At 61.4% G+C, this 22828-nt stretch carries 26 protein-coding genes and 1 riboswitch; of the genes, 12 read left to right on the top strand and 14 right to left on the bottom strand.

All coding sequences use genetic code 11. The features are described from left to right. Positions 1-267: 267 nt before the first annotated feature. The 4 genes from IEY43_RS02705 to IEY43_RS02690 all read right to left on the bottom strand — a co-directional run bounded on the left by IEY43_RS02705 (position 268) and on the right by IEY43_RS02690 (position 5953). The gene (locus tag IEY43_RS02705) at positions 268-2376 is read right to left on the bottom strand and encodes an ABC transporter ATP-binding protein (RefSeq protein ID WP_374189839.1); all 2109 of its coding nucleotides are present in this window, start codon (positions 2374-2376) and stop codon (positions 268-270) included. Beyond that, positions 2377-4110, bottom strand: a complete 1734-nt coding sequence (locus tag IEY43_RS02700) for an ABC transporter ATP-binding protein (protein ID WP_188947037.1) — start codon at positions 4108-4110, stop codon at positions 2377-2379. Between the two features lie 203 nt (positions 4111-4313). Further along, positions 4314-5204 (bottom strand): cytochrome c biogenesis CcdA family protein, encoded by an 891-nt coding sequence (locus IEY43_RS02695; RefSeq protein ID WP_188947036.1) that lies wholly within the window; start codon positions 5202-5204, stop codon positions 4314-4316. Next, positions 5204-5953 (bottom strand): DsbA family protein, encoded by a 750-nt coding sequence (locus IEY43_RS02690; protein ID WP_188947035.1) that lies wholly within the window; start codon positions 5951-5953, stop codon positions 5204-5206. Before IEY43_RS02690 ends, IEY43_RS02695 begins: the two co-directional genes overlap by 1 nt. A 167-nt stretch (positions 5954-6120) precedes the next feature. Here IEY43_RS02690 and IEY43_RS02685 point away from each other — a divergent pair, with 167 nt between their 5' ends. From IEY43_RS02685 to IEY43_RS02665, 5 genes are all read left to right on the top strand, one after another. Then, positions 6121-6495: a BlaI/MecI/CopY family transcriptional regulator gene (locus IEY43_RS02685; protein ID WP_188947034.1), complete on the top strand. Its 375-nt coding sequence runs from the start codon at positions 6121-6123 to the stop codon at positions 6493-6495. Beyond that, positions 6492-7475 carry a M56 family metallopeptidase gene (locus IEY43_RS02680; protein ID WP_188947033.1) on the top strand — a complete coding sequence of 328 codons (984 nt, stop codon included), beginning with the start codon at positions 6492-6494 and terminating at the stop codon, positions 7473-7475. Before IEY43_RS02685 ends, IEY43_RS02680 begins: the two co-directional genes overlap by 4 nt. A gap of 338 nt (positions 7476-7813) precedes the next feature. After that, positions 7814-9250, top strand: a complete 1437-nt coding sequence (locus IEY43_RS02675) for an alkaline phosphatase family protein (protein WP_229777241.1) — start codon at positions 7814-7816, stop codon at positions 9248-9250. 116 nt (positions 9251-9366) lie between these two features. Then, the gene (locus IEY43_RS02670; protein WP_188947031.1) at positions 9367-10608 is read left to right on the top strand and encodes a Fic family protein; all 1242 of its coding nucleotides are present in this window, start codon (positions 9367-9369) and stop codon (positions 10606-10608) included. A gap of 121 nt (positions 10609-10729) precedes the next feature. Then, complete coding sequence (locus IEY43_RS02665) at positions 10730-10960, top strand: hypothetical protein (protein ID WP_188947030.1); 231 nt, start codon at positions 10730-10732, stop codon at positions 10958-10960. Between the two features lie 41 nt (positions 10961-11001). Here the strand turns inward: IEY43_RS02665 and IEY43_RS02660 are convergent, their stop codons facing one another. Beyond that, positions 11002-11565 (bottom strand): hypothetical protein, encoded by a 564-nt coding sequence (locus IEY43_RS02660; protein ID WP_188947029.1) that lies wholly within the window; start codon positions 11563-11565, stop codon positions 11002-11004. Between the two features lie 51 nt (positions 11566-11616). Continuing rightward, positions 11617-11730: riboswitch (SAM riboswitch) on the bottom strand. 150 nt (positions 11731-11880) lie between these two features. Continuing rightward, positions 11881-12663, bottom strand: a complete 783-nt coding sequence (locus IEY43_RS02655; protein ID WP_229777240.1) for a 4a-hydroxytetrahydrobiopterin dehydratase — start codon at positions 12661-12663, stop codon at positions 11881-11883. A gap of 66 nt (positions 12664-12729) precedes the next feature. Here IEY43_RS02655 and IEY43_RS02650 point away from each other — a divergent pair, with 66 nt between their 5' ends. Genes IEY43_RS02650 through IEY43_RS02640 form a run of 3 tightly spaced genes read left to right on the top strand, consistent with a single transcriptional unit; the run spans position 12730 to position 15034 of the window. Then, the gene (locus tag IEY43_RS02650; protein ID WP_188947028.1) at positions 12730-13266 is read left to right on the top strand and encodes a hypothetical protein; all 537 of its coding nucleotides are present in this window, start codon (positions 12730-12732) and stop codon (positions 13264-13266) included. Next, complete coding sequence (locus tag IEY43_RS02645; protein ID WP_188947027.1) at positions 13266-13721, top strand: DUF421 domain-containing protein; 456 nt, start codon at positions 13266-13268, stop codon at positions 13719-13721. The genes IEY43_RS02650 and IEY43_RS02645 overlap by 1 nt, the downstream gene beginning before the upstream one ends. Then, positions 13718-15034, top strand: a complete 1317-nt coding sequence (locus IEY43_RS02640; protein WP_188947026.1) for an APC family permease — start codon at positions 13718-13720, stop codon at positions 15032-15034. Before IEY43_RS02645 ends, IEY43_RS02640 begins: the two co-directional genes overlap by 4 nt. A 105-nt stretch (positions 15035-15139) precedes the next feature. Here IEY43_RS02640 and IEY43_RS02635 read toward each other — a convergent pair whose 3' ends face one another. The 4 genes from IEY43_RS02635 to IEY43_RS02625 are packed head-to-tail and all read right to left on the bottom strand — an operon-like array spanning position 15140 to position 16561. Continuing rightward, positions 15140-15472, bottom strand: a complete 333-nt coding sequence (locus IEY43_RS02635; RefSeq protein WP_188947025.1) for a hypothetical protein — start codon at positions 15470-15472, stop codon at positions 15140-15142. Positions 15473-15482: 10 nt separating this feature from the next. Further along, positions 15483-16079 (bottom strand): cysteine hydrolase family protein, encoded by a 597-nt coding sequence (locus IEY43_RS02630; protein ID WP_188947024.1) that lies wholly within the window; start codon positions 16077-16079, stop codon positions 15483-15485. Positions 16080-16082: 3 nt separating this feature from the next. Beyond that, a complete protein-coding gene (locus IEY43_RS18540) occupies positions 16083-16289 on the bottom strand; it encodes a metallothionein (RefSeq protein ID WP_082344863.1) in 207 nt (68 codons plus the stop codon). 47 nt (positions 16290-16336) lie between these two features. Then, positions 16337-16561, bottom strand: coding sequence for a hypothetical protein (locus IEY43_RS02625; protein ID WP_188947023.1), 225 nt, complete (start codon positions 16559-16561; stop codon positions 16337-16339). A gap of 141 nt (positions 16562-16702) precedes the next feature. On the opposite strand from IEY43_RS02625, the gene IEY43_RS18080 reads away from it, so the two are divergent. Next, positions 16703-16849 (top strand): hypothetical protein, encoded by a 147-nt coding sequence (locus IEY43_RS18080; protein ID WP_229777239.1) that lies wholly within the window; start codon positions 16703-16705, stop codon positions 16847-16849. 6 nt (positions 16850-16855) lie between these two features. Next, positions 16856-17092, top strand: a complete 237-nt coding sequence (locus IEY43_RS18075; protein WP_374189841.1) for a CBS domain-containing protein — start codon at positions 16856-16858, stop codon at positions 17090-17092. Between the two features lie 276 nt (positions 17093-17368). Here IEY43_RS18075 and IEY43_RS02615 read toward each other — a convergent pair whose 3' ends face one another. Continuing rightward, positions 17369-17542, bottom strand: a complete 174-nt coding sequence (locus IEY43_RS02615) for a hypothetical protein (RefSeq protein ID WP_188947022.1) — start codon at positions 17540-17542, stop codon at positions 17369-17371. A gap of 18 nt (positions 17543-17560) precedes the next feature. Beyond that, complete coding sequence (locus tag IEY43_RS02610; protein ID WP_047120290.1) at positions 17561-17827, bottom strand: Rho termination factor N-terminal domain-containing protein; 267 nt, start codon at positions 17825-17827, stop codon at positions 17561-17563. A gap of 317 nt (positions 17828-18144) precedes the next feature. Between IEY43_RS02610 and IEY43_RS02605 the strand changes: the two genes are divergently transcribed. Then, positions 18145-19041 (top strand): SDR family oxidoreductase, encoded by an 897-nt coding sequence (locus tag IEY43_RS02605; protein WP_188947021.1) that lies wholly within the window; start codon positions 18145-18147, stop codon positions 19039-19041. A 64-nt stretch (positions 19042-19105) separates the two neighbouring features. Here the strand turns inward: IEY43_RS02605 and IEY43_RS02600 are convergent, their stop codons facing one another. Beyond that, the gene (locus IEY43_RS02600) at positions 19106-20167 is read right to left on the bottom strand and encodes a hypothetical protein (RefSeq protein ID WP_188947020.1); all 1062 of its coding nucleotides are present in this window, start codon (positions 20165-20167) and stop codon (positions 19106-19108) included. A gap of 500 nt (positions 20168-20667) precedes the next feature. Here IEY43_RS02600 and IEY43_RS02595 point away from each other — a divergent pair, with 500 nt between their 5' ends. After that, a complete protein-coding gene (locus IEY43_RS02595; RefSeq protein WP_188947019.1) occupies positions 20668-21840 on the top strand; it encodes a zinc-dependent alcohol dehydrogenase in 1173 nt (390 codons plus the stop codon). Between the two features lie 8 nt (positions 21841-21848). On the opposite strand, the gene ku is transcribed toward IEY43_RS02595, so the two are convergent. Then, complete coding sequence (ku, locus tag IEY43_RS02590) at positions 21849-22814, bottom strand: non-homologous end joining protein Ku (protein ID WP_188947018.1); 966 nt, start codon at positions 22812-22814, stop codon at positions 21849-21851. Positions 22815-22828: the final 14 nt, after the last annotated feature.

Genomic DNA, 22828 nt, shown 5'->3' with positions numbered 1-22828 from the left:
GATACATCGACACTATTCAAAAGACCTGTCGGTCCCAGTGATGTCAGCGTCTGTGCAAGCGTTTTTTAGTTTATGTGGCGATTTGCTAGCACAGCGTCAGGAATCAGAAATATTGCTACGTATATTTCGAGTATCAATACCTGTTTTTCCGCCCATCTGGCCTCCTTGCAATCTGCTGCGTTCCAACCACTGGTTCAAACAAAACAACGGCCGCGGTCGCGGAAGGAAAATCCTCCGCAGCCGCGGCCGTGGTTCACACCCGGAACTCTACGAGTCGAGCGCCCGTCCTGTCTCCGGCTCAGGTGCGCCGACCACCGGGACCCCACCGGTGGCGGGAATCATCGAGGTATCCTCAGTGGCGTCGACGTCCTCGGCCGGACCGGAGAACTGCGACTGGTACAGGTTGTAGTACGCGCCCTTGGCGGCCAGCAGCTGCTCGTGGTTGCCCTGCTCCACGATGCGGCCGGCTTCCATCACCAGGATGGTGTCGGCATCGCGAATCGTGGACAGGCGGTGCGCGATCACGAAGCTGGTGCGGTCGCTGCGCAGCGCGGCCATGGCCTGCTGCACCAGCAGCTCGGTACGCGTATCCACCGACGAGGTCGCCTCGTCCAGGATCAGCAGCGACGGGTTGGCCACGAACGCGCGGGCGATCGTGATCAACTGCTTCTCGCCGGCCGAGACATTGGTGCCTTCCTCGTCGATGACGGTGTCATACCCCTCGGGCAGCGCCCGCACAAAGCGGTCGACGAAGGTCGCCTTGGCGGCTTCGACGACTTCCTCGTCCGTGGCGTCCAGCCGGCCGTAGCGGATGTTCTCCATGATGGACCCACCGAACAGCCACGCGTCTTGGAGCACCATGCCGACCTTTGAGCGCAGGTCCGCCCGGGACAGGTCGGTCACGTCGATGTCGTCCAGCAGGATGCGCCCGGAGTTCAGCTCGTAGAAGCGCATCACCAGGTTCACCAGCGTGGTCTTGCCCGCGCCGGTCGGCCCCACGATGGCCACCGTATGCCCCGGGTCGGCCTCGAAGGACAGGTTCTCGATCAGCGGCTTCTCCGGGCTGTAGGAGAAGGTCACGTTCTCGAACGCCACATGGCCGTCGGTGCGCTCGGGCAGGGCGGTTGTGGCTTCGTCGGGATCCTGCTCCTCTGCATCGAGCAGTTCGAAGGTGCGCTCGGCCGAGGCGACGCCGGACTGCAGCATGTTCGCTACGCCGGCGATCTGGCCCAGCGGCTGGGTGAACTCGCGCGAGTACTGGATGAACGCGGTGGCGTCACCCAGGCTCATGGTGCCCGATGCCACCCGCAAGCCGCCCACCACGGCAATGCCGACGTAGGCCAGGTAGGACACGAAGTTCATGACCGGCATGATCATTCCGGAGACGAACTGGGCGCCGAAGCTTGCCTTGTACAGTTCCTCGTTGCGCGCGGTGAAGCGCTCCACCATGTCGTCTTCGCGGCCGAAGACCTTCATCAGCTCGTGGCCGGAGAAGGACTCCTCGATCTGGCCGTTCAGCGCACCGGTGTTCTTCCACTGCGCGGTGAACAGCTTCTGCGCCCGGGTGCCGATGATGCCGGCGGCCGCCGCGGACAACGGCAGCGCCACCAGTGCGATCAGCGCCATCTGCCAGGAGACCACGAACATCATGACCACGATGCCGATCACCGTCATGACCGACTGCACCAACTGGCTCAGCGCCTGCTGCAAGGCGTTCTGGATGTTGTCCACGTCGTTGGTGACGCGGGAGAGCAGGTCGCCGCGCTGGCGGGTATCGAAGTAGTTCAACGGCAGGCGGTTGAGCTTGTCCTCGACATCCTTGCGCAGCTTGTAGACCACACGCATCACCAGTCGGTTCAGCAGCCAGCCCGAAGCCCAGGAGAAGACCGAGGCGATGAAGTACATGGACAGCACGATCAGGATGTACTGCGACAGCTGCGTGAAGTCGATGCCCTGGCCGGGCACGAAGTCCACCTTCGACAACATGTCCGCCTGCGTTCCCTGGCCGGAATCGCGCAGCTGCTGGATGATCACGTCGGCTGGCGTGCCCGCTGGAATGTTCTTGCCGATCATGCCGGCGAAGATCACGTCCATGGCCTTGCCGAGGATTCTCGGCGCAATCACTGACAGCACGACATACACGGCGATCAGCGCGAACACGATCACCATGCCGAGCTTGTACGGAGACATCAGCCCGATCAGGCGTTTGGCCGAAGGCCAGAAATGCTGCGCCTTGCGGACCGGGGCGCCGCCGCTCCAGTCATCCGCACCGGCCGCCGCGTCGAACTCATCCACGGCCGCCAGCTCGGCATCCAGTTCGGCTTCCACGCCGGTGTTCGGTGCCGGCGCATTGTTCTTCGAGTGCTTTTTCGCCAATTAGGCCACCTCCTCCACGCTGAGCTGGGACGTCACGATTTCCTGGTAGGTTTCCGAGGATTCGAGCAGTTCCTCGTGGGTTCCCCTGGCCACGATCTCGCCGTGGTCGAGCACCAGGATCTGGTCGGCATTGGTAATGGTGGAGACGCGCTGGGCAACGATGATGACCGCCGCGTCCCGGGTCGGTTCAACCAGTGCAGCACGCAGCTTGGCATCGGTGTTGACGTCCAGCGCGGAGAACGAGTCGTCGAAGAGGTAGGTCTTCGGCTTGGCCGCCAAGGCGCGGGCGATGCACAGCCGCTGGCGCTGGCCGCCGGACACGTTCGTGCCGCCCTGGGACACGCCGGATTCCAGCTGGCCGTCGCGGTCGAGCACGAAGTCCTCGGCCTGGGCGACACGCAGCGCCTCCCACAATTCCTCCTCGCTGGCGTCCTGGGCCCCGAAGCGCAGGTTGCTGGCGATGGTTCCGGAGAACAGGTACGGACGCTGCGGCACCGCGGAAATGTTCCTGGAAATGGTCTCGCGGCCCAGCTGCTTTAGCGGCATGCCGCCCACCAGGATCTCCCCCTCGGTGGTGTCGTACAGCCGCGGGATCAAATTCAGCAAGGTGGTTTTGCCAGAGCCGGTGGACCCGATGATCGCGGTGGTCTGCCCCGGCTTCGCGGTGAAGGAGATGTTCGACAGCACCGGCGCTTCCGCGCCCGGATAGCCGAAGGTCACGTTCCGGAATTCGACGGTGCCAGGCTCGGGGAGCGGGGTGTCGTGCTCCCGGGCGTCGCGCATGCTCGGATCGGTGTCCAAGACTTCGCTGATGCGGTCCGCGGAGACCATGGCGCGCGGCACCATCATGGCCATGAAGGTGCCCATCATGACGGCCATCAGGATCTGCAGCAGGTACTGCAGGAATGCGGTCAGTGCGCCGATTTCCACGTCGCCGTTGTTGACGCGGTGTCCGCCGAACCACAGCACCGCGGCGGTGGACAGGTGCAGGATCATGGTGATCGCAGGGAACATCAGCACGAAGAGGTTGCCGACCTTGACGCCGAGGTCAGTCAGCTTCTGGTTGGCGTCCGCGTAGCGTTCGGTTTCGTGCTTCTCGCGGACGAAGGCGCGCACCACGCGGATGCCGGTGATCTGCTCGCGCAGCACGCCGTTGATCCCGTCGATGCGCACCTGCATCTCGCGGAACAGCGGCATGAGCTTGATGACGAGCAGGCCGACGACGATCAGCACGATCGGCACCGAGACCCAGACGAGCCAGGACAACCCCGGATCCTCGCGAATAGCCATGATCACGCCGCCCACCGACATGATCGGGGCATTGATCATGAAATTCAATGCCATCAAGGTCAGCATCTGGATCTGCTGGACATCGTTGGTGCCGCGGGTGATCAGGGTTGCGGCGCCGAACTTGTTGACGTCCTGGGCGGAGAAGGTGGACACCTTCTCGAACACTGCCTGGCGAATATCGCGTCCGACACTCATTGACGTCTTGGCGCCGAAGTACACGGCGGCGACCGCGGTGGCCACCTGGACCAGGGCCACGATCAGCATCAGGCCACCGGTGCGCCAGATGTAGTCGATGTCCGCGTTGACCACGCCGACATCGATGATCTTGGCGTTCAGGCTTGGCAGATACAGCGTGGCCATCGTGGTGGCCAGCTGCAGGATTACGACCGCGGTAATCCATCCCGCATAGGGTTTTGAGTGTTTCAGGATGAGCTTTAGAAGCATCGGGTTTGTCCTCGCTAGCATCGGGCTCCCAGCCGCCATGTCCCTCCGGGATAAGGGCACGACGAAATAAGAGCGATTGCTAGTCTAACCTCACCTATCGACATGTGAAGTCATCCCTGCGATTGATTTTCACCAATTAGTTAAATCCCCCGGAATTCCGGGGAGAATAACGCCTGAATTTACTGTGACGTGGGCAATGGGAATTACCCCTGGCGACCTTCCCGTTCGGCTTCGTCGAGCGCGGAATCCGCCTGCTCGACAGTGACCCCGTCAGGGTTCCTGCCACGTCGAAACCACAGCCAAAACACGACGGCGGCCAGTACCGCCAATGCCGCGACATCCACCAGCGGGTTCGACAGCGCGGCGCTGTTTTGCTGCAACCAGTCCTGCACCTCGAGCGGCACCAGCTGGGGAGCAGAAACCAGGCCATTGGTCAGCCAGAAGACCACCCCGACCACAATCAGCAGGATGCCGGTGGCCATGGAGATCATGTGCAGTTCACGCCCGAAGAGCTTCACGGTGCGCCCGCGCAACTTGCTTCGGCCGCTCGCGCCAAGGCGGTTCCAGATCCGCGCCAGGATGAACATCGGCACCACCATGCCCGCGGCATAGACGGCCAGAAGCACTCCACCGGAAACCGCATCGCCCTGGACCGCGGCGAGGGTGAGCATTGCCCCGAGGATCGGACCCGCACAGAAGCCGGAGACGCCGCCGACGGCACCCAAGGCCAGTGTCTTCAGCAAGCCCTTGCCCCCGCTGGCCCGATGCTGGAGCTTGGCCATTCCCGGAATCCAGCGGGCCAGGTCGAAGCCGACGCCGAGAAAGTACAGGACACCCATGATGATGAGCATCAACGCGGCAATGAGGACAATCAGATCCCGTTGGGTCGCGAGGAACAAGCCCACCGCGCCCATGCCCAGGCCTGCGGGAACCAGCACCAACGCGAGGCCGAAGTAGAAAACCAGCCCGTGGATATACAGGCGCGGCCCGCTGCCAACGGTGGAGGCGAAGAATGCCGGCAGCAGCAGCGCACTGCATGGGCTGAGCAGCGCCAGCATTCCCCCGAGGAACGCCGAAAGCAGGCCGATATCCATTAGTTGGCGTCCTGGGCAGCCAGCGCGGACTCGATCTTGTCGATGAACACGTCCTTGGGCTGCGCTCCCATGACCGGCTCGCCGTCAATCAGGAATGCAGGGGTCGAGTAGACGCCCAGCTGAAGTCCGAGCTGCGCATTGCTTTCGATCACGGTTGCGGCTTGTTCCGATTTCAGGTCCTTGGCGAATTGTTCGGCGTCCAGTCCGAGCTCGACCGCGAGCTCGGTCAGCGACTTTTCGCTCAGCTCCGCGCCCTGGCGAATGGCGCTTCCGGCAAACAGTTCGTCGTGGTATTCCCAGAACTTGCCCTGTTTGGCAGCCGCATAGGAAGCCAGCGATGCCCGCTCTGAATCCTCGCCGAAGATGTTGACGTCGCGCCATTCGACGCGAACCTTGCCGTCCTTGGCGTAATCCAGGACCTGCGGGAGGGTTTCAGTCGACCACTTTGCGCAGAACTTGCACTGGTAATCGGAGAAGACCACGATCCCCACTGGAGCGTCGACCGGCCCGGCAGCCAGCAAATCGTCAGATGCGCGCAGCTCGAACTGGGTCAGATCCGGCATTTCCTCCGTTGCGCCGGTCTGCTCCCCCGGCTGTTGGATGGCCGGCTGGTCATTCGGTGCGGCTTGTCCATCGGGCTTGATATTTCCCAGATTCAGGGCCACGAAGACCAGTGCGGCGATGGCCACCAAGGCCAGGACCAGGCCGACCCACCGGCGTTTCGGCTTAGCCTCAGTCTGATTTTTCATGAGCCCTCCTTGATATCCAGGCTCCGCGGATCCCGCGCCTGCCATAATTTACTATGAAGCATAGTCGACTATGTGTCATAGTAAATAAACGGCGTCCGGTCGCACCGATCAATGGGTGCTATCGCCAACCCACAGGACAACGTGAAATTCTCTTGGATCGGAGCGCAATGACTAGCGAGCCCCAGCGGCTGGGACCACTTGAATCCCAAGTTCTCGACGTGCTGTGGCAGGCCGGCTCGTGCACCATTCGGCAGATCATCAATCACCTTGAACGCGACTTGGCGTACACCACCATCGCCACCGTGCTGGGAAACCTTGAACGCAAGGAACTGGTCGTACCGCTGCGCGGCCAGGGCAAATCCGTCAGCTTCCGGGCCGTTGTCGGCCGTGAAGAGCATGCGGCGAGCGTGATGTCCCATGCGCTGGAGACCAGCGGGGATCGTGCAGCCTCCATGCGCTTTTTCGTTCAGTCGATGTCCGCCGAGGAAATCGAGCTGCTCCGGGGATTCCTCGACTCGCCCCAGCCCGGGACCGACGCATGACGGCGCTGGTCATCGCGCTGGTCTTGGCCGCCGGCCTGATGGCGCTGGGCGCATGGGGACCGAAGCTCATTCATGCCGCTGGACCGTCGTTCAGGCGCCGACCCCGGATGGCCGTCGGGCTGCTGGGAACCGGCATATTCCTCTGGATTGCCGCTGCCTTGTCGCTGGCCCCGCTGCTGGTCTGGGCAGGCACCGGCCCGCAGATCCTCCCGGACCGCGCTTCACAGATCTGCGTCAGCTGCCTGCAGGCGACCAACCCGTTCGCATCCGCCCAGCTGCCCTGGGCCCCTCCGGCGTTGCTGACCATTTCGTTCTCGCTACTGGCCTTGGCCGGATTGCTCGCCATCGGTCTAGTGCGTTTGGTCCGCACCGAGCGCAGCACCGAACAGCTGTCCCGGGATCTTCACGCCCAGGGAGAGTCCCGAACCATTGCCGGAGCCAAGGTACTCGTCGTCTCGGATTCCCGACCGCTGGCCTTCACCTTTCCTGCACGCAAGGGTGGAATTGTCCTCTCCACGCAGACTTTGCAGCGGCTCGACGACAACGAACTAGCCGGGGTGCTTGCCCATGAAAAAGCGCACCTGTCCCAGCGGCACCATCTCACCAGCCAGATCCTCGAGGCATTGCCGCCGCTGATACGTCGCATCCCGCTGGTTTCAGCCACGCTTCAAAGTATTGCGGAACTGCAGGAGATCGCTGCTGACAACGCCGCACAGCGTGAGGTCGGCACCGTCGCCTTGGCTTCGGCACTGTTGAAAATGGGTGGCGGTTCCGCTCCCTCCATGTCCGCTGAACGGCAAGGCGTGGCAGTGCTCAACGCCGCAGGATCCGGACGCATCCAGCAGCTAGTCGGCGCGCACGGCGGGAAGGTGAATTTCAGGCCTGCGCTTGCACTGACGCTCAGCTTCGCGTTGCTCGGCGCCGCATGGCTGGCGATCTCCACCCCCTACCTCCGTGCGCTGCTCCAAGGCTGCTGGTAGCCCGCCTGTTCACACAAGGCCACCGCCGGTTCACAAGGCCTTTCGGGAAACGAGAGGTAGATTCACCAGCGCTTGAATGGACAAGAACTTAACTTCAATGGAACTTGTTCGAACAAGCCCATTTTCACGTTGTCACCGGGCCTGAAGTGGCTTCACTATGGTTTTGGCTCGCCGGGATTCCGACGGCCGCATCCCCCATTTTCACAAAATCTGGAGACCATACAGTGAAGTCATCCTCGCGCCTCCGCGCTTCAATTGCAGCCTCCGTTCTCGCTTTGGCCGTTGTCGCGCCGACCGCGGCCACCGCATCACCGGCCCCCGCTCCCGAACCTGCACCCGTGTCCGCCAAGAAGTCGACCCCCGTGTACGAAGGCCTGCCTTCGGGCGTCAACAAGAAGAAGACCCTGGTCATCGGCCTGGACGGCGCCGCACTGGCGCAGATCAACAAGAAGAACACCCCGAACATGGCGAAGCTGATCAGCGGCGGCCTGGTGTCCGAATCGAACCTGTACGCCAACCCGATGGCCCCAACCGTCTCCGGTGCCGGCTGGTCCAGCATCGCCACCGGTGTCTGGCCGGACAAGCACGGGGTACCGGACAATTCCTTCTCCAATCCGAACTACGACCAGTACCCGGACTACCTGACCCGTTTGGAGACCGCCCGCGCGCAGAGCTCCACCCTGGTGGTCGGCACCTGGTCCCCGATCCCCGACATGGTCTTCGCCCAGGGAGCCGACCTGAAACTGCGCGGCGGCAACGACGCCGGCACCACCGCCAAGGTCGTGGACTACCTGTTGCACGGCAACCCGGACAGCACCTTCGTGCACCTGGACGAGATCGACGGCGCCGGGCACAGCAACGGCAGCGACTCGATCGCCTACACCCGCGGCCACAAGACCGCCGACCAGCAGATCGGCCAAATGCTGCAGGCCATCGAGCAGCGCAAGACCTACCACAAGGAAGACTGGGTCGTCATGGCCACTTCCGACCATGGCCACACCTCGGGCGGCGGCCACGGAGGCAGCAGCATCCGCGAGCGCGCGACCTTCGTGATTGCCAACGGCAAGCAGTTCAAGGCCGGCACCGAACGCCACGACGTCAAGATCTCCGACATCGCTCCCACCGTGCTGAAGCACCAGGGCGTGCGCATCGAGGACGAGTGGAACCTGGACGGCCAGAACATCAATACCCTGAAGGCCGATGATTTCGACACCCTGCGTCCGCACCTGAAGAAGGCCAAGGACGAGTCCAAGCTCAGCGCCAAGACCAAGGGCTGGACCACCACCGCCCCCAGCGGCTGGACCATCGACAATTCGGCCATGCCGAAGGGCGGAGTGCGCGAATGGCGCGGCTGGTCCTTCACCACCGATGAGTTCTGGACCAACACGGATTTGAACCAGGGCCGCGAAACCAGCGTCCACAACCGCAACGTCTTCGCCGTCGCCGATTCGGACGAATGGGACGACAAGGCCCATGACCCAGGCCAGTTCGACTCCACTCTGATCAGCCCGGAATACAAGGTCAAGGGCGGGCAGCGCGCCACCCTGGGCTTCGCCTCGAACTACAAGATTGACGGCCCGCAGTCCGGCGAGGTCTTCGTCAGCTTCGACGGCGGCGAGCCGGTCTTGGTGAAGTCCTACGACGAGAACTACAACGGCGTCGAGAGCATCCAGATCGATGTTCCGAAGAAGGCCAAGAAAGCCCAGGTCTCCTTCCGCTACACCGGCACCAATTCGGCGTTCTGGACCATCGACCAGGTCTCGCTGAAGAAGTAGCCAGCATTCACCAACGTATGGCGCTAAGTGATAGTAAGAATTTTCCTTACTATCACTTAGCGCTCAAGTGATAGTAAGATGGGTTGGTAACTATCACTTGAGGAAGTGCAAAAGCCATGGAGTTCGAGCAGATCAACAGCTTCGTGGAGATTCCTGCCCATGCCTCGGAAACGCACCGCTGGCGCCCGCAACACCCCCAGATTTTCTCCAATGCACAAGTTTCCAGGCAGACCGGCGAATACCAATCAGCGATTATTCCGTCGATCGCCAACTGGTCACCCGATTTTTCAGCATCGCTAATGTCCGAACTCGAAGAAGCAAACGATGCCTTGCGCCTATTTGATGCCTATGCGTTCCTTTTGCTAGGGCAAGAGAACCCGGCACTCGGCCCTATGTCGAGCATTCTCCTGCGTACAGAAAGTGCCTCAAGCAGCCAAATCGAACAGCTTTCCACCTCCGCCCGGCAGCTAGCGCTCTGGGAGATCGACGAAAGTGAGAAATCCAATGCCCGCACAGTCATCGGCAATGTGCGGGCTATGGAAGCCGCGTTGCTGCTCTCTGAAGAACTCAACGTCAGCAGCATTTTGTCCATGCATCACGAATTGTTGCGGCATCAAGACGATCTTGCGGACGAAGCGGGAAGGTTCCGACAAGAACTTGTATGGATTGGAGGCAAGGATTCTGCCGGGCCCCGCGGCGCCAGTTACATTGCGCCCCAGCATGAACTGATTTCAGGGGCGTTGGCTGATCTTGAAACGTTCATTCACCGTCAAGATCTACCCTCCCTCGTCCAGGTTGCCGTCGCGCACGCCCATTTTGAGAGCATCCATCCGTTTGTCGACGGGAACGGCAGAACCGGACGCGCCTTGGCCCACGCCATGCTTCGCCACCGCAAGGTGACCACCCATTCGACTGCGCCAATTTCAGCAGGCATCCTGAGGGACACCGCTGGCTATTTCGATGCGTTGACCGCCTATCGACGGGGCAACGCGTATCCAATCATCAAGATCTTCATCGATGCTTCGATCTACGCAGCGACGACGGGGCAAGTGCTGTTGCAGGCTTTGGCGGACGCGCTGGAAGATTCACGCAAACTGCTGGATGGTCTCCGGTCGAATTCGACTGCGTTCAAGGTGCTACCGCTGCTCATAGCTCAGCCAGTCATCAACGCCGGCTATTTGAAGGCCGCCCTGGACATTACAGACGCTGTCGCGCATCGTGCCATCGCTACCTTGGGCAATCGCGGGGTCCTGAAAGAGAAATCGGGTTTGCGAAGAAACCGTGTCTGGCAACACGACCAGATCCTGCGGATTCTGGATGACTACGCTACGACGATTCGTCGAGACTCGGTGCATTAGACACAAGCTCCCGCCTTGGTTGAGTGCACCGAACAGTCAGGATAAAACCCTGCGATTTTCATATCCACTAGGGGATTTTCACTTCAAGGATCGGCTTATCGATGCAGAGTTAAGTGCCTACATGGCATCTTTCAACCAGCTGGCAAACCTCGCTGAAGAACTCATAAGCGATACTGCCACGCTCACCCGAAATTTCTTGGACGGGACCAACGATCCCGAAGTTGATTGCATCGAGGATAACGGTAGCGTCTCCTCCTTCGGCTGGGTGTCGGGCTTTGCCGACCACGAGGGTGTACCCAGCGGCTTCGAGATGGACACCGACGCCGATTCCAGCGAAACCGAGAAGACATAGGACCAACGCTATGCACCGGGCCCATGGCCCCGCCAGCATTCTCAGCTCATTTGCGGCACCGGGGCTGCGCTGATGAACTGCGCCAGGGCTACGCTGGGACGGGCAAAAAGCATGAGCGGCGGAAATGCTTCCCATTCTTCGGGCACCAACTGGACGATATGCTCCGGATACCGCCGCTCAATGCGCTTGAAGACGCCGCCCACGCTTTCGGCTTTCTGCAGCTCGATATAGCTTTGCCCCCGTCGCGGGTTGGGCGCAAGAACGCCCAGCCGCCGCAACCGCTGCTCCAGCACATGCTCGCCAGCTGTTCCCACACAGCGCCGGCGGGCACTTTTCACCGCTTCGCCAAGCGACTCGTTGAGCGCCCAGTACAGTTCCGGAGTGAAACCGGCGGCGATCCACCGGGCAATGTACTCATCCACGTGATCGAAATTGTTGCCCAGCAAACCGGCGGCAAATTTAGAAGCCTCATATGCCTGGTACCCGGCCGATTGGAATTGCTTCTGGCCGCCAAAATTGGGGTAGCTCATGATGACGCTGCGCCACATTCGCTCCAACACGGTGCCTTCGAGACGATCCACCGAATACTTGCTGTTCTGGGTCATTGCTTCTCCCCCTTTTGTGGAGGATTCCCAACGCGCGCAGCGCCGGAAGAATCCACCGACTTACCCGAAACTTTTGTCCGAGTCAGTTCTTCCCCTGGGGCACCCCGCTCGATGAGGAGGGTTGCCGTGCGACCAGCCAGGTACTTCCCGTCGCAGCTCTTGAACTTGGAATAAAGCATATCCCGAGGCCACCGACATTATGGAGCCGGGTTCCAAACACGGCCGATCCGGCGCCCATGCCTTTGCAAGTACGGGCACCGGATCGCAGCCGATTCTAGTGGAGAAATCCCCTCTTATCCCATGGTCGGCTCCGGGTTATCGGTCGGCCTCGGTGCAGATGCAGAATCGGTTCCCCTGGGCGTCGGTGATCACCGTGAAGGACGGCGCTTCCGCCGCGTCGACGTGCGTCCCCGACGCTTCCAATTTCTTGAGTACCGGTTCGCTTTCCGAATGCGGAACCCAGATGTCTAGATGCAGGCGGTTCGTGTTGGGAGTGTCGGTTTTCTGGAACCAGATCGCCGGACCGCGTCCATGCGGATCGGCAAGGCTGCCGTCCTCCAGTGTTTTATAGCCAAGTCCCGCAGCCCACTGCGCCGCGATAGCTTCCGGGTTGTCGGTGTCGATGGCAATCTCCACGGCGCCGATCAAGTCGACGCGGGGCTTGGCGCCAAGGGCCTCGGCCCGTTCGGAGATCTTGCTGGCCAGCGCGATGTCGCGTGTGGTGACCTGCCCGCCGGCGTCATGGGAGGTCGACGTGACGAACACGCGGTTGTAGCGCCAGTCCACGTTGGGGTGGTGGTTGTCCATTTCTGCTGCCCCCGCAATATCGCTGAAGAGCTCAATCGCGGCGGCCGAGGTCTTGGTTTCGAATACAGCGGCAATGGCACCGGGAATTTTACGCCAATGCGGCATTCCATTGAGGTACTCGTTGAGTTCTTCCTGGGCGATCACATCATTTGCAGACATGCGGTTCTCCTTTCTCCGGCAACCTTCCCATTCGTCGAGGCGAAGTTCAATGGCAATGCGCAGACTGACAGCAAAAACGCCAGACTGCCCATTCTGGGCCAAAGCCGTGTACTGGAAAAGGCCTGTGAACATCCTGGATCCATGGAGACCTGCTGTGGTCGTGACTAATGTCAGCCGATATGGGCACGAGGAGTTCTGATGATTGATATTCACAACGCCAAGGTCTCTGATTCCACCTTGGACGATGTCATTAACGAGGCTGCTCACCGCAAACGCCGGATCTTGGGACGAATCACCATCATTGCCGCTGCGGCAATCGTCTTGGCCGCCACCTTCGGAATATTCGACAGGGAATCCAGTACCGTGCGGTCCCACGAGGGTTTGAGGGTGCAAGTGCATCATTCTTTGGTGGCCCGAGCCGGCAACGAGGTCGAGCTGGAAGTACTTGTCGGCTCGGAGCAGCCGTTACCCGAGACTTTCAAGCTGCGCCTCACGGAAGACTACCTGCTGTTTTTCGAAGATCTTGCGGTCTTTCCGGACACGGAGTCGCAAAGCTCCGATGGGACGGGCGCAGTGGAATTCGAGGTTGCCACCCAACCCGGGGCCACGCAGATGCTCGTTCGCATCACCGGCCGGGCCTCGGACCAGTGGGACTTGCGCACCGACGGGAACCTCGAGGTCGAGGTCGGTGCTTCCGCCGTCACCGTTCCGTTCACCACTTGGAGGGTTCCCTAATGGAAATTGTCATTCGCGCCGCCATCGCTTTCGTGGTTCTCTGGCTGGTGACCCGTGCCGCGGGCCGTTCAACCCTGGGCGAGTTGAGCTCGTTCGAGTTGATTCTGTTCGTCGTCCTCGGTGACCTGGCGCAGCAGGGCATTACCATGGAGGACCGGTCGCTGACCGGAAGCCTGTTGGCCGTGCTCACCATGATTGTCCTGGCCGTCATCTTGTCCTACGCGAATATGCGCTGGCCAAAGGTCGGAAAATTCACCTTGGGCCGGCCCATCGTGCTGGTGCGTGATGGTGTGATCGACCGGCGAGCATTGAGCGGTGAACGCATCGGTCTCGACGAGTTAAGCATGCTTGCACGCCAAGCGGGGATCGAGGAATATAGCTCGATCCGGCTCGCTATCTTGGAGTCCAGCGGAAAGGTTTCCTTCTTCACCAAGGAAGCGGAGGCCAAGCCATGAGCGTAAATACCGAGAGCAAACTGAAGAAGGGGATCACCGGTCCCCTGCTCTATCTGTTCATCCTCGGTGACATCTTGGGTGCCGGCGTCTACGCGCTGGTAGGCGAAGTCGCGTCGGAAGCCGGCGGGGCCATTTGGGCTCCGCTCTTCGTCGCCTTGATCCTGGCCCTGCTCACCGCTACTTCCTATGCGGAGCTGGTCACTAAGTACCCCAAAGCCGGGGGCGCGGCCATCTTTGCAGAGCGAGCCTTCAAGAAACCCGTGGTGTCCTTCCTCGTCGGGTTTTCCATGCTGGCGGCCGGCGTCACCAGCGCGGCCGGCTTGAGCATTGCGTTCGCAGGGGACTACCTTTCGGTGTTCTTCGAAGCTCCCACCATCCCTGTGGCGATAGCGTTCTTGGGTTTGGTCGCCCTGTTGAATGCCCGCGGCATTAAGGAATCCGTGCGCGCGAACGTAGGCATGACGGCCATCGAGCTGTCGGGATTGCTGCTGGTGATTGTCGTAGCAGCCCTGTTCCTAGGCGGCGGCAACGGCGATGCTTCACGGCTGACCCAGTTCCCCGACGACACCACGCCGGTCGCAGCGATCTTCGCGGGGTCGTTGCTGGCGTACTATTCCTTCGTCGGCTTCGAGGTCTCAGCCAACGTGGCGGAGGAAGTCATTGACGTGCCCCGGGTCTACCCCCGAGCGCTATTCGCTGCGCTGCTCACGGCCGGCGTGGTCTATCTGGCGCTCGGCGTGCTCACCTCGATCGCCATGGATCCCAAGGATCTGGCAGGCTCCTCCAGCCCGTTGCTGGATGTCGTGCAGGCCACCGGGGCTGGTATCCCCAGCTGGCTGTTCAGTCTGGTGGCTCTGGTCGCAGTGGCCAATGGCGCGCTGCTCACCATGATCATGTCCAGCCGGCTGGCCTTCGGGATGGCAGAGCAGGGACTGCTGCCGCCTGTTCTGGGGCGCGTCCTGCCGCATCGCCGCACCCCGTGGGTGGCGATCATTGGAACCACGTTGATCGCCATGCTGTTGACGCTCACCGGTGATTTGGCCACCTTGGCCAAGACGGTGGTCCTGCTGCTGCTCTTCGTGTTCACCAGCACCAACCTTGCCGTCATCGTGCTGCGGCGGGACCGCGTGGAGCACCGGCATTTCCGGGCTCCGATCATCATTCCGTATCTCGCGCTGGCTTCCTGCGCTGTGCTGCTCGTCCAGCAGGATGGCGGGATCTGGCTACGCGGGCTCGCGTTGCTCGCCTTGGGTGCGGTCCTGTATTTCGTAACCCGCTGGATCACCTCCCGGTCTGGGAAGCGCCCCTCCTAGGCCGCGTTGCAGCCACGGGCGGCAGCCTCGCGGAACGTCGAGGAAAGCCGCGGGCCTTGCGGATGGATTGCCATCCGCAAGGCCCGCGGCCGCTTGAGGTCATGTTCAGAGCTGGTCGGGACTTTCACGCTGGTCCGGGAGGTTCACCCGGCGCTCATCGTCAAGACCGATATCCACTGCGTCATCGGCTTCGTCGTCGGGCTCGACCGCGCGATCTTCATCCAGCGGCTCGGGAAGCAGCGTTTCCGGATTCAGCTGCAGGGGATCGGCGTCGCTTTCATCCAGGATCCGGTCCGGCCCCCGCAACGGATCCTCGGCATCCAGCGACTGCGGAGCGTCCGAGGAACCTGCGGCAGGCTGGCTGTCGCGGCCGTCGAATGGCTCATCCGCGTCCTCGTCGCGTCGCACATCGTCGAATTCGGCATTATTCAAGGTCATGTCCTTCTCCTTAATTCTTCGTGGCGGCGGCACCGCCAGGAAGCTGTGCTATCAGTTGTTCGCTGCTGAGGATCCGCTGGCGGTAGTGCTCCTCCAGGAACTTCAAGGTCACATCCTCGAAGTCCGGGTCCGCGGACGCCAAGGCGTCTCCGGCAAGGAACACCGGCAAATTGGCGCTGAAGGCGTCGGTCGCGGTGGCGGCAATGCAGGTTTCCGAGGAGACCCCGGCCAGGATGAGGGAGGCAACCCGGTGCTGCAAGAGCAGCGTCAGCAGCTCCGTGGCCCAGAAGGCGCTGTCGCGCCGCTTGATCAGCTCGATGCTTCCCGCCAGATCCAGCTCTGGCAGGATCCGCGCTTGGCCGGTCCCCTCGAAAAGGTAGCCCTGGTCGTCCTCCAGCATCTTCAACGTCCAGGTGGACTTGTCTTTCTTGTGCACGGTGCGCACCGCAATGACCGGCACCTCGGCCTTGCGCGCCGCCACGGCGAGCTTGTTGCACGCGGATGCCAGCCGGGCGCGGTGCTGCGCCAAGTCCTCGGTTTCGAAAAATCCCTCCTGCATGTCGATCAGCAGCAGCGCTGGGCTTTGAAGGGATCCTGTCGCGTCCATGGCTCAGCTGCGTCCCGAGCAGTGTTCGCAGCAGTACGGCGCTTCTCCCGCATATACGGCATGGCCCAGGATCACGCAGTCGCAGTGCGAGCAACGCTCGGCCACATCATGAATGGCGCACTCAAAGCTGTCATAGACTCCCGACTTGCCTTCGAAGTCCACGCTGATAGGGCGTTGCGCCGGTGCTCCGCAAGTATTGCAGTTCTGCATTGTTCAACTTCCTTCCGCTCGATGGCCTGCGCGCTAAGTTGTGCTGCCTAGTCCTTGTCGTATTGGTCGTCGATTGAGTTGTCCAGTTCCGGATCGGTGCCCTGGATGGGATCGAGATCCAGCTCTGGATCGGTGACAGCCTCTTCTCCGATCCCCAGGTCCTCGGGTGTTTCACCTGCCGGCCAGTTGTTCTCAACAACGTCCTTGTCCGGGTCCTTGATACGCTCGGCGGCGTGGCTGATGGCATCCTTGGCCTTGTCCAGAAAACCCATGGTGCTGCTCCTTTCGGTTGCCGTCGCCAGTTGGCAACGTCCTCGGTTCTACCGATTATCACTTGGCGCCAACGTGAGTACAGGATTAATCGGGACCTGTCAGGATGCTTGCCACCGGACCTTTGAGGTCGCTGGGAACGCTTGAGCGCCAGCGGCAATGCAGACAGTGGGGAAAGGGCCCGATTCGTCGTAGACGCGGTGGCCAGCGGCGTGGAAACGTCCAAGGCCAAGGTCGCGGAGCATGCCCAAGGCGAGCCGATCGTCATCGGCGCGGACGATACCCTCTAAGAGGCAATCCGAATTATGCAGCGGCATCAGGTTCGCCGCCTGCCCGTGATCGACGGCCACAACCTCGTGGGAATGCTGTCGCAGGCCGACACCGCCCGGCACGCCGACGAGCACCGCACCGCACCGCCCCGGCGAGATGGTCTCGGAAATTTCCGAGCGCTAACTGCTTGCCGTGCATCCAGCAGATGGCCGCCTCCTTGCCGGAGACGGCCATTGCGCATTTCGTGCGGAAAACCTGGCTAGCGCCCGTTGGCGTCCGTTCCACCGCGCCGGTGGTCCAGGCTGCTGGGTCCCTTCACGGCCCGGTACAGTCCGTAAAGGAAAACCAGGACACCCCAACCCACAACGATCCACAAGGGACCGGGTGAACTGTTGGGAGAGGCGAGAAGCGCGAAGAGGGCAAATCCCACCGCTAACAATCCGCCGATGAGCATGAGCCAGATTCCTGGCCGTTTCTTGCGTGGTGCTGCTTGACCATAGGACATGGGGACCTCCTTGTTGATCCTTGATACGTGCTAGTTACCCTGCGTCGAATCGTTCGTCATCCTCATCGTGGCTTTCCGAGGTCGAGGTGGTCTGCGAAATCCGGCCCCGCTGGGCTACCTGCTCGTCCTCGGTGTGCTCCCGGGCCTCTGTTTCCTGGTCCGGTTGAGTAGTGCGTGCCGATTCGTCGCGGCTTCGTTTCTGGGTCATCTTGATCTCCTTAAGAGACTACGAATTGCGCAGGGCTTCGATGAGCTCGCTCTTGCGCATCTTGGAGCGCCCATTGATACCGACTTCACGGGCTTTTTCCATCAGTTCGCTGACGCTCCAGTCCTCGTAGCTTCCCGACTTGCCGCCGCGCTTGCCAACAGCCTTGCGCCCATCTCTGGCCGCCGCGTTGGCGATACGCGCGGACTTCTGCTTGGAATTGCCTTCTTCGCGGAGCTCTTCGTACAGCTCTTCATCCTTGATACGACTGCTAGATTTCTCAGCCATGAAAATCCTCCGTTTCCGAGTCTCGATCCCCGGATGCGTTGCGGATGGCATCCGGCTGTTCAGCCCACGCTAGCCGCCTGGGCCAAGGACCGAAAGGAACTGATTCCCGCTTTGCGGGAAAACCCAGACTTCGAGCTTTAGCACATATCCCTCCAGCACCGGCGGTTGCTGAGTCGAATCCGTGAAAATGCTGGTTCCCACCGCTAAAACTTCTGCGAAGGTTTATCGACATTGCGTCTGGTCGAACACTGGGCTTGTACCGCGCGACGCCCGACCTGGACTGGTCCGGGTGTCTTGGAACTCTGGAAGGAATCTTCATGACCGAGAAATCTCAGCCAGAACACACTGAACCTGTGAACAAGGAGCGCATCAGTCCTCCCGAGCAGCGCCAGCCCGAGCCGGGGCTGGACAGCAAGCTGAAGCCGCAGGCCGATCACGGCGAGCGCAGCTATCAGGGTCGCGGCCGGCTGGAGGGCAAGCGCGCGCTGATTACCGGCGGCGATTCCGGGATCGGCGCCGCCGTGGCCATCGCCTTCGCCCGCGAGGGAGCCGATGTGGCCCTTGCTTATTTGCCGGCAGAGAAAAGCGATGCCGTGACCATTGCCTCGGTTCTGGAGGACGCCGGGGTGCAAGTGCATCATCTGCCCGGCGACCTGCGCGACCGCGAATATCGCGGCAACCTGGTCCACGAAGCCGCCTCCGCGCTGGGCGGGCTGGACATCCTGGTGAACAATGCGGGCAAGCAGATCAGCGTGGACTCGCTGGAGGAATTGAGCGATGACCAGGTCGAGGCCACCTTCGACGTGAATATCTTTGCGATGTTCGCCCTCAGCCGGGCCGCGCTGCAGGTGATGGGAGAGGGAGGCACAATCATCAACACGACCTCCATCCAGGCGTTCGAGCCGTCGGCGCACCTCATGGACTACGCGGCCACCAAGGCGGCCATTAGCAACTTCACGAAGTCGCTGGCCGAACAGGCTGCCTCGCGTGGCATCAGGGTCAACGCCGTGGCTCCCGGGCCCATCTGGACCCCCTTGCAGCCTTCGGATGGCCAGCCCATCGAGGCGCTGCCCGAGTTCGGGCACGACACCTGGCTGGGTCGCGCCGGCCAACCAGTAGAGGTCGCTCCGGCGTACGTTTTCCTCGCCAGCGACGACGCCTCCTACGTGTTGGGTTCCACCGTGCACGTCAACGGCGGCAAGAACCAGCCCTAGGGAAGCCCTGAAGACGCAGTGCGGGTGCCAGCGGATAGGCTGGCACCCGCACTGTTTTCCCCGCTTACAGGTCCTCCGCATCATCCAAGCTGAGATTGCGACGTTCGTATTCGCGTTGGCTGAAGGTCGCCCGCTGCACCGACTGGACGTCATCGAAGCTCGATCCGATGGCGCCGCCCAGAGTACCCAGCGACGCCGCGAGCCAGGCAAGATTCAGGTATTCGGCCATCGACACCTCGTGGCCGAGCTGGGAGGCAAGGAACTCCTGGTCGATCACCACCAGGGACGCTACGAGCAGCGCCAAGAACAGAAGGACATACATAGCGGCTGCGGCCGAGGTCACCGTCAGCACCGTGGCTACGTTATAGATGATCATGCGCTCCTTGCGCCGGTGTCCACGAGGTTTTTCCCACAGCCTGTTGTGGAAAAGCAACCACAAGGAAAGCATGAGGATGCTGGCCAAGGTGATGAACGCGAGCCTCGAACTGGTCAGATAGTCGGCCATCGACCAAATACTCGTGTAGAAGACGCCGAAGGCACCGGTGGCAGCCGCACCAGCCATCGCGGAGGACAGTTGCGGAACCAAACGCCAGGGCCGGTTGATGCGGATCATCCCCAAGGTCAGCAGTACCCGGCCACGGAATCCCTCGATGCTTTCGATGCGCGAGGGGATATCCTCGTCGCCGTGCATGCTGCCCCGCACGCTCAAGGCCTTTCCGAGTGGAGATGGCGGCGTGTCCGGCAGATTCCCGGTGGCCAGTTCGGTTAGGACCTCGTGGAGCGCCCGCGCAACTGTTCCCGCGGTCACCAGTCCGAGACTCGGCAGGCTCAAGGTTGCCGTGCCCTGTTCCGGGCTGAGCACCGATCGCACCGGCCGGTCATGTTCGTAGTGGGGTGCGTCGGTCAGGTAGATGATGTAGTCCCACGTGTATTTCTCCCTCAGCCGCGGGACATTCTCGTTCAGGATCACGCTGCCCGATTCGCTCAGGGGCAGGCTCAGTGGATCGATCATGATTTGCCAGTTGAACTGCCGCTGCTCATCGCTATTGAGCTTTTTCTCCAGCCTCTGGTGGACCTTGTTAGCCAAGTTCTGGGCGATCCCCGGGTCGGCAATAAGTCCGACCACTCTGGAAGGTCTAGAGTGTGCCTCTCTTTGCTTTTCCACGCGCCACCCTCCCATAGATTGCATCCGGTCTTTCGCCTCACCGTAAGCAGTCAAGACTGCCCATCCAACCTGTGTTCAGCTTGCTTGCAGGATCCAGGACCTCGGAACGCTGGATAACCGCAGAATTCCGGGGCTACGCCGTTCCCAGCAAACGCCTACGCGCCAACTCTTGAAGAACCGCAGCGTGTGTGGAATGGTCAGGTGCGCAATGATCCCCGCCATGTTTTCCACGGAAGGAACAGCTATGAGCCACTCGGGCCCACGCTGAACGCTGGCGAACCGCCGCAGGGTCAAGCACTAGCCGCGGAAGACGCGCAATCCGCCTCTCAGCCACGTTTCCGGCAGGAGGAGGCCGGGCAGGAAGAACCGATTCAGGACGAGACGGCCCAGTTCAACACCGACTGAAATGATCATGCTTCCGGTATTCAAGCACACCGGAACCACAGAACCCGGGAGGGACAATGAAGGCACTTACTTGGCAAGGCAAACGAAAAGTGGAGGTCAGCGAGGTTCCGGATCCCCGGATTCAGGAACCCACCGACATCGTCATCAAGGTCACCTCTACCGCGATCTGCGGCTCCGACCTGCATCTGTATGAGCTTCTTGGCCCTTTCATGCACTCCGGCGACGTCTTGGGGCATGAAACCATGGGAATCGTGGAAGAGGTCGGCGCCGCGGTCACCTCCGTGCAGCCAGGAGACCGTGTTGTGATCCCGTTTAACATTTCTTGCGGCCATTGTTGGATGTGCACGCGTGGCTTGCAATCACAGTGTGAAACCACGCAGGTTCGCAGCCATGGCAAGGGTGCAGCTTTCCTGGGCTACTCGGAATTATACGGCCGGGTTCCCGGCGGACAGGCTGAATATCTCCGCGTCCCGCATGGGGACTACGGCGCGATCAAGGTGGGCTCGGACCTACCGGATCACCGCTACCTCTTTCTTTCCGATATCCTTCCTACTGCTTGGCAGGGCGTGCGGTACGCCGATGTCCCCGAGGAAGGCTCGCTGGCCGTTTTCGGCTTGGGTCCGGTAGGCCAGCTCGCTGCCCGCATCGGCAGACATCTGGGGTACCGCGTACTGGGCGTTGATCCGGTTCCCGAACGGCGCGCCATGGCAGCCCGCCATGGCATTGAAACCCTGGACTTCACCAAGGAGACAGTTACGGAGCTGCGCGATTTGACCTCCCGCGGCCCCGACGCGGTGCTCGATGCCGTGGGGATGGAAGCGCATGGCTCCACCACTGCTGCCCTGCTTCAGCAGGTCACCGGCTTGTTACCGGATCCTGCAGCGCAGCAGGTCATGCAAACCGCTTCCATGGACCGCAACATCGTGTTGACCGCCGCGACGGATGCAGTGCGGCGTGGCGGGACGATCTCCATCAGCGGTGTCTACGCCGGAGCGGCGACCCCGATGCCGATGGTCAAGCTGTTCGACAAGCAGATCCAGATCCGCCAGGGACAGTGCAACGTGAGGGCGTGGACCGATCAGCTGCTGCCGCTGGCCGAGGATGCGAAGGATCCCATCGGACTGGATGACTTGGTCACGCATACCAAACCCCTGTCCGAAGGACCCGAGATGTACAGCACGTTCCAGAAGAAGCAGGACGGCTGCATCAAGGTGGTCCTGCAACCCTAGAAGCTGCCTCATGCAGACTTCTCGGAGCCCGGGGAAGCCTTCTTCTTGCTTGCCGAGGAGGAGGTTTTCTTCTTTTTCGCTGTCGCGGATCGCCGTTCCTTTGTGGAAGCGCCCGTTGACTGGTTCGTGGTCTTGGCCCCCGTGGAGCCCCGTGCCGATTTATCCGTGCCTCCCTTGCCACCGGAGGACTTTTCGATGCCGGCGATGCTGCGCTTGAGCGCTTCCATCAGATCCACGACGCCTTCCTCGCCTTCCCCCTCAGATGTCGCCCCAAAGGTCGCCTCGGTGTCCAGGTCCTCGCCCTGCTCGATTTTTGCATCAATCAGCTGCCGCAATTGGGTCTGGTAGTCATCGCTGAAGTCTTCCGGCGAGAAGTCCCCGCTGTAGGACTCCACCAGCGTGGCGGACATCTTCAGCTCCTGCGCGCTGATGCGGGCGGTTTTCTCCGGTTCGGCGAACTCCGCATCCCGCAGTTCGTCGGCCCACATGATCGACTGGAGCACCAAGGCCTTGGACCGCACTCGCAGCACGCCCAGCCGGGTCTTCTGGCGCAAGGCGAAGCGCACCACGGCCAGTTTGTCGGTATCTTCCAGGGTTCGCCGCAAGAGCTCGTAAGCTTTGGGCGATTTCGAATCGGGCTGGAGATAGTAGCTTTTCTCCAGCATCAGCGGATCCAACTGGTCAGCCTGGATGAATTGGACTACTTCGATCTCACGGCTTTTCTCCGCGGGCAGCGCGTCCATATCGTCATCAGTCAGAACCACGGTGCGTTCGCCATCGTCGAAGGCCTTGTCGATGTCCTTGTACTTGATCTTCTTGCCGCAGATCTCGCAGCGGCGTTCGTATTTGATCCGCCCTCCATCAGTGGCGTGAACCTGGTGCAGGGAAATATCGTGGTCTTCCGTCGCGCCGTAGGCTTTCACCGGTACATTCACCAGCCCGAAGGCAATTGATCCAGTCCATATAGCTCTCATTGCCCCAGTCAAGC

Origin of the sequence: Glutamicibacter protophormiae, assembly GCF_014647495.1 — a bacterium.
GTDB classification, from domain to species: Bacteria; Actinomycetota; Actinomycetes; order Actinomycetales; family Micrococcaceae; genus Glutamicibacter; species Glutamicibacter protophormiae.
Note: the sequence above shows the minus strand (reverse complement) of the source record. Positions and strands in the feature narration are given on the sequence as shown.